Genomic DNA, 11,698 nt, shown 5'->3' on the forward strand with positions numbered 1-11,698 from the left:
GCCGGACCCCGACGTCCGGGGGACGTTGGTCACAGGCGGCTCGGCCAACGGCCGATGGGTCTCGAAGCCCTGGTCGAGCCGCTTGTGACGCATTCAGGCCGGCGCGCGCCGCTGCCGCAGCAGGTAGACCGCGATCACGCCTGTCGCCACGACCCCGATCAGCAAGGTCGAGACCGCATTGATCTTCGGGTCCACCCCCAGCCGCACCTGGCTGTAGAGCCGCATGGGCAGCGTCGTGGCTCCCGGCCCAGAGGTGAAGCTGGCGATCACCAGATCGTCCAGGCTGAGGGTGAAGGCTAGCATCCAGGCGGCGGCGACGGCGGGGGCGATCACCGGCAGGGTGATCAGGGCGAACGCCTTCCAGGGCGGGCAGCCGAGGTCCTGGGCCGCTTCCTCAAGGCTGATGTCGAAACTGCCCAGCCGGGCCTGGATCACCATGGTCGTGTAGGCCAGCGTCAGGGTCGCGTGGCTGAGGGTGACGGTCCAGAAGCCGCGGGGCAGGCCGGCGGCCACGAACAGCAGCAGCAGCGACAGGCCCAGGATCACCTCGGGCATCACCAGGGTGGCATAGATGCCGCCGGCCAGGATCGTGCGCCCGCGGAACCCGCCGCCGCGCACCAGCGCCACGGCGGCCAGGACGCCCAGGAGGGTGGCCAGGGTGGCCGACAGCACGCCGACCCGCGCGGTCACCCAGATGGCGTCCAGCATCTGCTGGTCCTGGAACAGGGCCGCGTACCACCGCGTCGAGAACCCGCCCCAGACCGTGACCAGCCGGCTGGCGTTGAACGAATAGACCACCAGGATGACGATCGGCGCATAGAGGAACGCCATCCCCAAGACCACCGAGGCGATGTTGAAGGTCGAGGGGCCGCGCCTCACGTCCGCGGTCTCACGACAGCACCTTCGCCTGTTCGCGCTCGAACAGCACGATGGGGACGACCAGGGTGGCCAGGAGCACGATGGCGACGGCCGAGGCGGCGGGCCAGTCGCGGTTGGCGAAGAATTCGGTCCAGATGACCCGGCCCAGCATCAGGGTCTCGGAGCCACCCAGCAGGTCGGGTATCACGAACTCGCCGGCCATGGGGATGAAGCAGAGCAGTGCGCCCGCCGCCGCGCCCGGCAGGGACAGCGGGAAGGTGACCCGCCAGAAGGCCGACAGCGGCGTCGCGCCCAGGTCCTGCGCCGCCTCGATCAGGCTCTCGTCCTCGCGGTCGAGCACGGCGTAGAGCGGCAGCACCATGAACGGCAGGTAGGCGTAGACTAGGCCGATCAGCACGGCGGTCTCGGTGTTGAGGATCTCCACCGGCCCCAGGCCGACCAGCCCCAGCGCGGCGTTGAGCACGCCCGCCGGCTTCAGGATGGCGATCCAGGCGTAGATGCGGATCAGGAAGCTGGTCCAGAACGGCAGGATCACCGCCATCACCAGCGCCTGGCGCGCCTTTGGCGGGCAGCGGGCGATGCCGTAGGCGATCGGATAGCCGATCAGCAACAGCAGGCCGGCGGCCAGGCCCGCGATCCGCAGGCTGGAGAGGTAGGCGTCCAGGTAGAGGCGGTCCTGGGTCAGCCGCGCATAGGTCTCGCCGCTGAGGCCGGCCAGGAAGGTCCTGAAGCCCGGGAGGCCCTGCGACAGGTGCAGTTGCGGCGCATAGGGCGGTATCGCCAGCACGGTGTGGGACAGCGACAGCTTGCCGACCAGCAGGAACGGGAAGGCGAAGAACACCGCCAACCACAGGAAGGGCAGGATCGCCGCAAGGCCGGAGCGGCTGCGCTTCACCGGGTCAGCACCACGGCGCTGGAGGGGGCGAAGGTGAGCCAGACCGGGTCGTCGCAGCCCAGCGGCCGCTCGACCGTACGGGTGGCGTTGGCGCGGGCGGCGCGCACCGTGCGGCCCGGGGCGATCTCCACCACATAGGTGGTCCAGTCGCCCAGGTAGCCATAGTCGAGGATCGTGCCGGCCAGGCGGTTGCGCGGGTCGGCCGGAGGCTCGGCGTGGACGGCGATCTTCTCGGGGCGCACCGCCAGCCAGGCCCGTTCGCCGACTGCGCCGGACCCTTCGGCGTCGAACGCGCCGTCCTCGGTGACCAGGCGGATCAGCGGGCCCTCGGTCGCCGCCACCCGGCCCTCGAACAGGTTCACGTCGCCGATGAACCCGGCCACATAGCGGTCGGCCGGCGCCTCATACACCTCTGCCGGGCGGCCCACCTGGACGATCTCGCCGGCCCGCATCACCGCGATCCGGTCGGCGACCACCATGGCCTCGTCCTGGTCGTGGGTGACGATCATGAAAGTCATGCCGAGGCGCTGCTGCAGGGCCATCAGCTCGAACTGGGTCTCCTCGCGCAGCTTGCGGTCCAGGGCGGCCATGGGCTCGTCCAGCAGCAGGATGCGCGGGCGCGGGGCCAGGGCGCGGGCCAGGGCCACCCGCTGGCGCTGGCCGCCGGAGAGCTGGTCGGGGCGGCGCTTGCCCAGCCCCTCCAGCTTGACCATCGCCAGCATCTCCTCGACCCGCGGGCCGATCTCGGCCTTGGCCACCCCCTGGCGGCGCAGGCCGAAGGCCACGTTCTGGGCGACGCTGAGGTGCGGGAACAGGGCGTAGGCCTGGAACATCATGTGCACCGGCCGGCGGTGCGGCGGATCGGCGCCGATGTCGCGGCCTTCCAGCAGCATGCGCCCGGCGTCGGGGCTCTCGAACCCGGCCAGCAGCCGCATCAGGGTGGTCTTGCCGCAGCCGGACGGGCCCAGCAGGGCGAAGAACTCCCGCTCATAGATTTCGAGGTCGACGCCCTTCACGGCCGGGGTGTCGGCGAAGGCCTTGGACACCCCCTCGAACCGCACCAGCGGCTTCGCGGCGGGGTCCTCCCAAGGCGCGAACGTGGACCGGATCGCGCCGATCTGTCGTGAGGCCATTTGGGGCCGGCCGCTCAATGCCCGGTCAGGACCTTCGTCCACTGGCGGTTCACCTCGCGCAGCAGCGCCTGGTCCTTGGTTGTGGTGACGAACAGGCGCTTGTTGAGCTCCGGCGTCGGATAGGCGTTGGGGTCGTCGCGGATCGCCGGGTCGACCAGCGCCGTCGCGGCCGAGTTGGCGTTGGCGTACTGCGTGAAGTTCGACGCCTTGGCGATGATCTCCGGCCGCAGCATGAAGGCGATGAAGCGGTGCGCCGCCACCGGGTTGGGCGCGTCCTTGGGGATGGTGAACAGGTCGAACCAGACCTGGCTGCCCTCCTTGGGGATGGAATAGGCGATCCTGACCTTGTTCTTGGCTTCGACCGCGCGGGCCTTGGCCTGCAACACGTCGCCGGAATAGCCGATGGCGACGCAGATATCGCCGTTGGCCAGGGCATCGATGTACTCCGAAGAATGGAACTTCCGCACATAGGGCCGGGCCTTCATCAGCAGCGCGGTGGCCGCGTCGTAGTCGGCCGCGACGTGGCTGTTGGGGTCCTTGCCCAGGTCGTTCAGGGCGACGGCGTACATGTCCTCCGAGGCGTCCAGGAAATAGACGCCGCAGTCCTTGAGCTTGGCCAGGGTCTTGGGATCGAACACCACCGCCCAGCTGTCGATCTTCACGCCCGGGAGGCGCTTGGCGACGGCGTCGATATTGTAGCCGATGCCGATGGTGCCCTGCATGTAGGGCACCGCGTACTTCGCGCCCGGATCGAAGGGCGCCATATGGGCCATGACATCGGGGGCCAGCTTGTCGAGGCCGGGCAACTGGGACTTGTCCAGCGGCTGGATGGCGCCGGCCGCGATGTAGCGGGGGACATTATGGTTCGACGGAACCACCAGGTCGTAGCCGGTATTGCCCTGCAGGACCTTGGTCTCCAGCACCTCATTGGAATCGAAGGTGTCATAGGTGACCTTGATCCCGGTCTCCTTGGTGAACTGAGTCAGCAGCGCCGGGTCGATGTAGTCGGACCAGTTGTAGATGTGCAGCTCGCCGCCGGCCTTGGGCGCCGCCGCCGGGGCGGCCGCCGTCTCGGTCTTCTTCGGGCTGCAGGCCGCCAGCGCCAGCGCCGCGGCGATCCCCAGGGCCTTGAACAATCCGCGCATGCCGCCGGCCCCCCACGTTAGCCCGCACGTTATAGGTCGCTTCCAATCCTCGTTAAGCGGGAAATGCCGATGACGCCTGCCTGGACCGCGATCACGCCGATCCTGCTGCTGATCGCCTCGAACGTGTTCATGACCTTCGCCTGGTACGGCCAGCTGAAGGTGGAGAACCGGCCGCTGTGGCTCATGGTGCTGATCAGCTGGGGGATCGCGTTCTTCGAATACTGGCTGGCGGTCCCGGCCAATCGGATCGGGCGGCAGGTCTACGATCCGGCCGCGCTGAAGGCGATGCAGGAAGTCATCACCCTGGCGGTGTTCGCGGTTTTCTCGGTCACTTACCTAGGGGAACGCTTGACGCTGAACCACGGGATAGGGTTCGGGTTCATCGCCTTGGGCGCATGGTTCGTCTTCAAGGGTCCGTTCTAGGCGGCAGAGGAAGAAACGATGAGCAGGTTCGCGACAATAGCCATGACGGCCAGCCTGGTGGCGGGTGCGGCGTGGGCCCAGCCGCCGGCGGCGGGGCCGATGGTGGTGCGCGGCGTGGTGACCGCGATGGCCGCCGACTCGCTCACCGTGAAAGGCGAGAAGGGCGCGATGACCACCGTCATGCTGCCGGCGTCGTGGTCGGTGGCGGTGATGAAGCCGGTGACCCCGGAGGCCATCCAGCCCGGCAGCTTCATCGGCACCGCCGAGATGCCGCAGAAGGACGGAACCGGCAAGTCGCTGGAAGTCCACGTCTTCCCGCCCGGCGTGAAGCTGGGCGAGGGCCACTATGGCTGGGACAAGAAACCGGGCTCGATGATGACCAACGGCACGGTCGGCACGGTGGTCGCCGGCAAGAAGGGCAGCCGCCAGCTGGAGGTCAACTACACCTACGGCAAGCGAACCATCACCGTGCCGAAGAACGTGCCGATCGTGCAGATCACCGGCGGGACTCGCGCCCTGGTGAAGGTGGGCACGCCCGTCTTCATGGTCGTACAGAAGAACCCGGCCGGCCAGCTGATGGCCGGCTCGGTCTCGGTCGGCGAGAACGGCGCGAAACCGCCGATGTAACGGCGCGCGTCTCCCCGGCGCGAGGCGCCGGGGAGAACGGGTCCCGCTATTTTCCCAGCATCGCCACGACGTCATTGGTCTTGGAGATGAACTTCACGCCCTTGACCCGGCCATCGGTGTACTTTGCCCAGTCGCCCTTGACCTCGATCGGGGTCGGCGTCGCCGCGCCGGCGGCCGCGGGTTTCTGGGCGACCACGTCGATCTCGTAGATCCCGTCCGGCGGGCTGCCGGCATAGATGCGCGGCAGGAAGCCGGCCTGGGTGTAGCCCGGACCGGCGGCGGTCGCGGAGGCCGTCAGGTTGACCCCACCCCCCGGTGCGGCCGTCACGGCGCCGGACTGCACCGACTGGACCTGTTCCTGGCCGGCGTAGAGTGGCGCCTCGCGGGCCTGCGACTTCCTGGGCGCGGCGGCCGTGGCGTCGGCGGCCGGCGCCGCCGGCTTGCTGTCGCAAGCGGCCAGCGACAGGCAGGCGAGCATGCCCGCGGCGAGGATGACTTTGCGCATGAGTGTTCCCGTCTCCCGGCGGCTTTGCTCTTGTCGACTCACGGGCCGCCGCCTTCACCCTGTGGGCGGACTTTGCGCCGTTGGTCACGCTTGGCGAGCTTTTCTTGCGGGGCCATCTTTGGCGAACCACTTGAGCGGCCTATAACCCCCGGTTCCTCGAAAACCCTGCCCCTAGGCCCATGTCGCGCATCCTCATCACCTCGGCACTGCCGTACATCAACGGGATCAAGCACCTGGGGACCCTGGCGGGCTCGATGCTGCCGGCCGACGTCTATGCGCGGTTCCAGCGGGCCCGCGGGCGCGAGACCCTCTACATCTGCGCCACCGACGAGCACGGCACGCCGACCGAGCTGGCGGCGGCCGAGGCAGGGCTGGACCCGGCGACCTTCTGCGCCCTGGCCCATGCCGTGCAGGCGGACCTCGGCGAGAAGTTCGGCCTCAGATGGGACCACTTCGGCCGCTCGTCCTCGCCGCAGAACCACCGCCTGACCCAGCGCTTCGCGCAGCAACTGTGGGAGGCCGGCTTCATCGAGGAGCGGATCACCCAGCAGGTCTATTCCAACGCCGACCGTCGCTTCCTGCCCGACCGCTATGTGATCGGCACCTGCCCGCACTGCGGCTACGAGAGCGCGCGCGGCGACCAGTGCGAGAACTGCACCCGGGTGCTGGACCCGGCCGACCTACTGCATCCGCGCTCTGCGGTCTCCGGCTCGACCGACATCGAGATTCGCGATTCCAAGCACCTGTTCCTGCGCCAGAGCCTGTTCGCCGACCGGCTTCGCGTGTGGATCGACAGCAAGAAGGGTGAGTGGCCGTTGCTGGTCACCTCCATCGCGCTGAAGTGGCTGGACGAGGGCCTGCAGGACCGCGGCATCACGCGCGACCTCGCGTGGGGCGTGCCGGTCAACGCATCCGAATGGGGTCCGAACCCCGACGGCGCGACGCCGGACATCGAGGGCCTGGCGGGCAAGGTGTTCTACGTCTGGTTCGACGCGCCGATCGAATATATCGCCGCCACCGCGGAATGGGCGGACGCCCGCGCCGTCGAGGCGGGAACAGGCCCCGCGCCGGACGCAGACTGGGAGCGCTGGTGGCGCCAGCCCGAGGCCCACGACGTCAAATATGTGGAGTTCATGGGCAAGGACAACGTGCCCTTCCACACCGTGGGTTTCCCCTGCACCCTGATGGGCGCGAACGAACGGCTAGACGCCGCGGGGCGCTGGTCGGTGGTCAACACTGCGCCGTGGAAGGTGGTCGACGAGCTCAAGGGCTTCAACTGGCTGGACTACTACGGCGGCCGCTTCTCCACTTCGCAGAACCGCGGCGTGTTCATGGACCAGGCGCTGGAGCTGTTGGCGCCCGACTACTGGCGCTGGTGGATCGTCGCCAACGCCCCGGAGACCTCCGACGCCAGCTTCGTCTGGGAACAGTTCCAGATGCAGGTCAACGCCGACCTCGCCGACGTGCTGGGCAACTTCGTCAACCGCATCTGCAAGTTCGCCGAGACCCGGTTCGAGGGGATCGTGCCGCCGCGCGGTGAGATTACCGCGCTGGAATCGCGCCTCTCCGGCGACCTGGCGCTGCGGCTGGCGGAGCTGACGCAGCACCTCGAGGATCGCGAATTCCGCAAGGCGACGACTGCGCTGCGGCAGATCTGGGTGCTGGGGAACGGCTACCTGACCGAGGCTGCACCCTGGACGGCGATCAAGACGGACGTGGCGCGTGCCGGGACGGTCGTGAACATCGGCCTGAACTTGGTGGCCCTGTTCGCCCGCCTATCCAGCCCCTTCATCCCGTTCGCGGCCGCGCGGATCGCCGACGCGATCGGAGAGGCAAGCCCTGGCCCCTGGCCTGCGCCAGGCGTGGGGAGCCTCGGGCTGCCGGACGACCTCGAACCGGGCCGCCCGATCCACGCGCCCGAGGTGCTGTTCCGCAAGGTCGAGAACGACCAGGTCGCCGAATGGCGCGCCCGCTTCGGCGGGCCGGAGAGCGCGTAGTCATCCCTCCTCTTCAGGGGAGGGACAGACGGCGAAGCCGTCAGGGTGGGGAAGTCGCGATCAGGCTCAGCGCCTGAACGTAAGACCCCCACCCCGCTCGCCTTCGGCGAGTCGGCCCTCCCCTGAAGAGGAGGGATAGGCGCCGCTACTTCTTCTTCGCGTGCGCGGCGATGTCGGCGGGGGTGATCGCCAGCCTCTGCGGGACCACGCGGTTGTAGGCCGCGACCTTGTGCATATCGATCGCCACGTTGCGCCCGCCCTCCCAGATCATGTGCAGGGAGACGTAGACCACCATCGCCAGGCCCAGGTAGCCGATCCAGCGGAAGCGGTGCAGCAGCTTGGCGATCCAGCTGGCGGCGAGGCCGGTCAAGGTGATCGACAGCATCAGGCCGCCGACCAGCACCCAGGGGTGTTCGCGCGCCGCCCCGGCCACCGCCAGCACGTTGTCCAGCGACATGGCCAGGTCGGCCAGCAGGATCTGGATCAGGGCCTGGCGCAGGGTCTTGGCCTTCGCCACGCCCCTGGGCATGCCGCCGATCGTCACGCCGGTGGCCGCCTCCAGGGCGGCCTCGCCCTCGGCGCTCTCCTCGCGGCCCTGTTCGCGCAGGTCGCGCCACATCTTCCAGCAGACCCACAGCAGCAGGCAGCCGCCGGCCAGCAGCAGGCCGACCACCTGCAGCAGCTGGGTGGTGATCAGGGCGAAGCTGATCAGCATCACCACCGCGGCGGCCAGGCCCAGCACGATGGCGCGGCGGCGCTGGTCGGGCGGCAGGCCCGCGGCCGCCATGCCCACGGCGACGGCGTTGTCTCCCGCCAGCGCCAGGTCGATCATCACGACCTGGAAAAAGGCGGCGACCGCGCCCGCGGTGAAGATGGATGAGTCCATCGATCCTCAATGCGGCAGCCCGCCGGGGGCTGCAACAGCGCAGGGTGGGCCCGCCCTGCGCCGGCGCTAGGCGCCGGTGGGATCGAAGCCCGGGCGCCAGCGCCTCACGCGCGCCACGGCTCCGACCGCGCCGAAGCCGAGGATCATCAGCGCCCAGCTGGCCGGCTCGGGCACGGAGCCACCGCAGTCCAGACCTTGGCAGGCCGTCGTGCCGAATATGACATCGGCCAGCCCCAGCCGGGTGTCTATGCCGTGCGACTGCAGTGTGAAACCGGTGAAGAAGTCTCCGGCCGGGGCGCGGAAGCCCTCGAACTGCAGGCCATGTTGGATCGGCGTGGACGCCACCACCGTGCTGTACGAGCCGCCGTTGGCGAACATCAGGGTGACGTCCGCCAGATCGGGCCCGACAAGGTTCCCGAAATGAAAGCCCAGGAGGTCGTAGGGGCCGGCGTGCACGACGTCGCCGACGAGCCCACTGATGGGGCCGTGGTTGTCGCTGGCGAAGGCGGCGCGGATCGGCATGAAGGGGGACGAACCCAGATCGAAGACCACGCTGTGGCCGCCCGTGCTGAGCGACAGGCTGCCGATCACGAAGGGGTCGGGGAGGGGACCGGCAGGGCTGAAGATGGTGTCGGCCTCGAGAAAGGTGGCCTGGCTGATGAAGACGGCCTGGTCGGTGGTGTGTGTCGGCACGGGGCCGGCGTCAGCGGAGGTCGCTTGCGCCAGTACGGCGGCGAAGGCGGCGGTCACGGCGAGGGTCGGGCGCAGGCGCAAGGTCGATCTCCATGTCAGGCGGCGCGCTGGGAAAAAGCCGCCGCTTCCTGTGGAGGATCATGCCTGGGGCAGAGGGCCCGGATAGACGCGACGGCCTTCGATCTGTTGCGAGTCGTTGCGGACCCTGGCGTCAGGCGTGGGCAGGGCCCAGGCGTTTGACCTCAGGTCCGGGGGCCGCGAGACAGCGACGTGGCGAACGGCATGGCCAGCATCGCCATGCCCCCGGCGACCAGCGCGCTCGGCCCGACGTCCGGCAGCAGGCGTTCGACGATCTCCGGTGGAATGGAGCCGTCCGGCGCCAGCGGATCCTCGCGCACCGAGGCCTCGAAGGTCGCGTCGTCGGCGGCCTCGTCGCCGGTCAGGAACCCGACCCGTTCCAGCAGGCAGGCGCCGGCGACCGGGGAGCCGCCGCCCACCCGCTGGATCGTCAGCGTCAGGCCGTCCAGCACCTCGGCCCGGTGGCGCATGACGGCGTTGAAGATGCAGAACAGGAAGATCCCTGTCCGCGCGTCTGCCAGCACGGCGAACAGCTGGGTCTGGGTCAGGAAGGCCCAGCCCTGGAACCGCATGTCCTCGACGCCCGAGCGGCAGGTGAGGAAGCCGTTGGGCGCCTTGCGGATCATCAGCGGGTCATGGACGAACTGGCCCGGCTGGCCGATGGCGGGGCGAGTCGTGCGCCAGAAGCCCTCATAGGCGTCGCCGCGCAGGCCGGTGAGCGTGTGGGCTTCCTGCAGCACCGGCTCCGGCAGCCATTGCCCGAGCTGCCCCCAGGGGGCGGTGGGCTCGGTCGCAACGCCCAGCTTGGCGCTCAGCGCCTCGATATCCGCCTCCCAGTCCAGCAGGGTGAACCCCGGGCGGCGGCCGGCGACAAGGGCGGTCAGGTTGGCCAGGTTCTCGCCGGTCGGCGCCTGGTGGCCGCTGAGCCAGCGGCTGATCACCGATTTGTCGACCGCCAGCTCCACGGCCAGCCGGCCGCGGCTGATGGACAGGGCCTTGAGCGCGAGCAGCAGTCGCGCGGGAAACTCGCCGTCCAGCACAGAAACCTCCCCGAACGGCCTATTGGTCGCAGGTTCGCGCGAAGATGTCAGCCGCAGGCGCTTCAGTCGCGGGGTCGCGAGGCCTCATAGAGCGCCACGGCGGCCGCGGCGGAGACGTTCAGGCTCTCGAAGCCGCCGGGCATGGCGATCTTCGCCAGCTCGTCGCAATGCTCGGCCACCAGGCGGCGCAGGCCCTCGCCCTCGGACCCCAGGACCAGGACCGTGGGGGCGCCGTCCAGCACCGCATGCAGCCCGCGCTCGGCCTCGCTGGCCAGACCCACGGTCCGCCAGCCGGCGCCGCTCAGTTCGTCCAGGGCGCGCGACAGATTGACCACGCGAGCCACCGGCACCTGCTCGATGGCGCCGGCGGCGGCCTTGGCGAGCGCGCCGGAGAGCTTGGGCGCATGGCGCTCCTGCAGCACCACGCCAGTGACGCCGAACGCCGCAGCCGAGCGCAGGATGGCGCCCACGTTCTGCGGGTCGGTGACCTGATCCAGCACCAGCACCACGGCGCCCGGCCTGGCCTCGAAATCGGCGAGGTCGGCGTCCTCCAGCGGGGCCGGGCGCAGCGCCACGCCCTGGTGCACCGCGCCCTGCGGCAGGCTGAGGCCGACCTGGTGCGCGTCGGCGACCTCGATGGCCTGACCGCGACCGAACTTCGCCTCGATCTGCTTGGCCCGGTCCGCGGTCGCCAGCAGCTTCAGCGGCGTGCCGCGCGCGGGGTTGGCCAGCGCCGCTTCCACCGCGTGCCAGCCCCAGATCCAGTCGTCGGAAACCCCCGCCGGACGGCGGTCCGAACGGCCGCCCGCCGGGCCTTTCGGCCTGAATTTCCGGCCCTTCCGGGCGTCGTTGCGTTCGTGAGGCGAGGCCACTATAAGACGCGCTCCGATTTGGGACCCCCTCTGTGGGCCGCCGCTTTTGGACCGTGAGACGGCCCGCTACAAGCCCCTCGCATCCTGCCGCGGAAGCCTTGGGGAAGGGTCCTGGAACGGGCTCCAGCGCGCGGGGGAATGTCCCGAGTGGCAAAGGGGGGGGACTGTAAATCCCCTGGCGTCAGCCTTCGTAGGTTCGAGTCCTACTTCCCCCACCACGCGCCGGAAGAGATTTAACGTAAGGAGTTGCGGCCACCCGCAAATGCTGTCGGCGGGTATAGCACAGTGGTAGTGCAGCAGCCTTCCAAGCTGAGGATGCGGGTTCGATTCCCGCTACCCGCTCCAGCTCCTTGAACGATTTGACTTAAACGCCCGCAGGATCCCATGGCCAAAGAGAAGTTCGAACGCAACAAGCCGCACTGCAACATTGGAACGATTGGTCACGTGGACCATGGGAAGACGACGTTGACGGCGGCGATTACGATGACGCTGGCGAAGAGCGGTGGTGCGAAGGCGATGGCCTAT

General features: G+C 69.3%; 13 protein-coding genes and 2 tRNA genes. 6 read left to right on the forward strand and 9 right to left on the reverse strand.

All coding sequences use genetic code 11. The features are described 5' to 3' along the window. Positions 1-93: 93 nt before the first annotated feature. From Q0R13_RS10105 to Q0R13_RS10120, 4 genes are read right to left on the reverse strand one after another with little or no spacing between them, the layout of a single operon-like run. Entirely contained in the window at positions 94-879 is a 786-nt protein-coding gene (locus Q0R13_RS10105) for an ABC transporter permease (RefSeq protein ID WP_293903267.1), read from the reverse strand. Between the two features lie 10 nt (positions 880-889). Continuing rightward, positions 890-1,774, reverse strand: coding sequence for an ABC transporter permease subunit (locus Q0R13_RS10110; RefSeq protein WP_293903270.1), 885 nt, complete (start codon positions 1,772-1,774; stop codon positions 890-892). Then, positions 1,771-2,907 carry an ABC transporter ATP-binding protein gene (locus Q0R13_RS10115; RefSeq protein ID WP_293903273.1) on the reverse strand — a complete coding sequence of 379 codons (1,137 nt, stop codon included), beginning with the start codon at positions 2,905-2,907 and terminating at the stop codon, positions 1,771-1,773. The genes Q0R13_RS10110 and Q0R13_RS10115 overlap by 4 nt, the downstream gene beginning before the upstream one ends. Positions 2,908-2,921: 14 nt before the next feature. After that, a complete protein-coding gene (locus tag Q0R13_RS10120) occupies positions 2,922-4,052 on the reverse strand; it encodes a polyamine ABC transporter substrate-binding protein (protein ID WP_293903276.1) in 1,131 nt (376 codons plus the stop codon). A gap of 63 nt (positions 4,053-4,115) precedes the next feature. Between Q0R13_RS10120 and Q0R13_RS10125 the strand changes: the two genes are divergently transcribed. Next, a complete protein-coding gene (locus tag Q0R13_RS10125; RefSeq protein ID WP_293903279.1) occupies positions 4,116-4,475 on the forward strand; it encodes a DMT family protein in 360 nt (119 codons plus the stop codon). A gap of 18 nt (positions 4,476-4,493) precedes the next feature. Then, the gene (locus Q0R13_RS10130; protein WP_293903282.1) at positions 4,494-5,102 is read left to right on the forward strand and encodes a hypothetical protein; all 609 of its coding nucleotides are present in this window, start codon (positions 4,494-4,496) and stop codon (positions 5,100-5,102) included. Between the two features lie 46 nt (positions 5,103-5,148). On the opposite strand, the gene Q0R13_RS10135 is transcribed toward Q0R13_RS10130, so the two are convergent. Beyond that, complete coding sequence (locus Q0R13_RS10135; RefSeq protein WP_293903285.1) at positions 5,149-5,607, reverse strand: hypothetical protein; 459 nt, start codon at positions 5,605-5,607, stop codon at positions 5,149-5,151. 179 nt (positions 5,608-5,786) lie between these two features. Here Q0R13_RS10135 and metG point away from each other — a divergent pair, with 179 nt between their 5' ends. After that, positions 5,787-7,604: a methionine--tRNA ligase gene (gene metG / locus Q0R13_RS10140; protein ID WP_293903288.1), complete on the forward strand. Its 1,818-nt coding sequence runs from the start codon at positions 5,787-5,789 to the stop codon at positions 7,602-7,604. Between the two features lie 145 nt (positions 7,605-7,749). Here the strand turns inward: metG and Q0R13_RS10145 are convergent, their stop codons facing one another. The 4 genes from Q0R13_RS10145 to rlmB form a co-directional block, all read right to left on the reverse strand. Beyond that, a complete protein-coding gene (locus Q0R13_RS10145) occupies positions 7,750-8,490 on the reverse strand; it encodes a YjbE family putative metal transport protein (protein WP_293903291.1) in 741 nt (246 codons plus the stop codon). Between the two features lie 66 nt (positions 8,491-8,556). After that, the gene (locus Q0R13_RS10150) at positions 8,557-9,264 is read right to left on the reverse strand and encodes a PEPxxWA-CTERM sorting domain-containing protein (RefSeq protein ID WP_293903294.1); all 708 of its coding nucleotides are present in this window, start codon (positions 9,262-9,264) and stop codon (positions 8,557-8,559) included. A 161-nt stretch (positions 9,265-9,425) separates the two neighbouring features. Next, positions 9,426-10,301 (reverse strand): hypothetical protein, encoded by an 876-nt coding sequence (locus Q0R13_RS10155; protein ID WP_293903297.1) that lies wholly within the window; start codon positions 10,299-10,301, stop codon positions 9,426-9,428. A 62-nt stretch (positions 10,302-10,363) separates the two neighbouring features. After that, the gene (gene rlmB / locus Q0R13_RS10160) at positions 10,364-11,173 is read right to left on the reverse strand and encodes a 23S rRNA (guanosine(2251)-2'-O)-methyltransferase RlmB (protein WP_293903300.1); all 810 of its coding nucleotides are present in this window, start codon (positions 11,171-11,173) and stop codon (positions 10,364-10,366) included. A 132-nt stretch (positions 11,174-11,305) separates the two neighbouring features. Here rlmB and Q0R13_RS10165 point away from each other — a divergent pair. From Q0R13_RS10165 to Q0R13_RS10175, 3 genes are all read left to right on the forward strand, one after another. Continuing rightward, a tRNA-Tyr gene (locus tag Q0R13_RS10165) sits at positions 11,306-11,391 on the forward strand. A gap of 53 nt (positions 11,392-11,444) precedes the next feature. After that, a tRNA-Gly gene (locus tag Q0R13_RS10170) sits at positions 11,445-11,518 on the forward strand. 39 nt (positions 11,519-11,557) lie between these two features. Further along, positions 11,558-11,698: GTP-binding protein (locus Q0R13_RS10175; RefSeq protein WP_293903312.1), on the forward strand; the 141-nt coding region annotated here is incomplete at its 3' end.

The sequence above is a fragment of the Phenylobacterium sp. genome, from assembly GCF_025351295.1.
Classification (GTDB): Bacteria; Pseudomonadota; Alphaproteobacteria; order Caulobacterales; family Caulobacteraceae; genus Phenylobacterium.